The organism is Nostoc sp. UIC 10607, assembly GCF_047228265.1.
Taxonomy (GTDB): domain Bacteria; phylum Cyanobacteriota; class Cyanobacteriia; order Cyanobacteriales; family Nostocaceae; genus Nostoc; species Nostoc foliaceum_A.
In genome coordinates this window covers 1-205 of the sequence record NZ_JBIQNW010000316.1, presented here as the reverse complement: position 1 = coordinate 205, position 205 = coordinate 1, and the positions used below count along the sequence as shown (strand labels likewise).

Here is a 205-nt window from a genome sequence, read left to right as displayed (position 1 = left end):
AAGCATTTACGGCTGAGTTGCAATCCCATGCAGATCAGAAAGCCATTTTATCAATCTTTGATTATATTGAGCAATCAGCTATAGAGTCAGCTTTAACTGAAACAGTATTAGGATTAACAGAGCAAATTTCTCAATATCGGCAGCAACTATTTATTGATAAAACTACATTCAATGACTTTGATGAAGCATTTACGGCTGAGTTGCA

The 205-nt window shown here is 35.1% G+C and carries 1 protein-coding gene; it reads left to right on the top strand.

The genetic code is table 11. From position 1 onward, the window contains the following. A partial coding sequence (locus ACEYW6_RS36900) for a hypothetical protein (protein WP_412983707.1) occupies window positions 1-205 on the top strand: 205 nt, incomplete at both ends.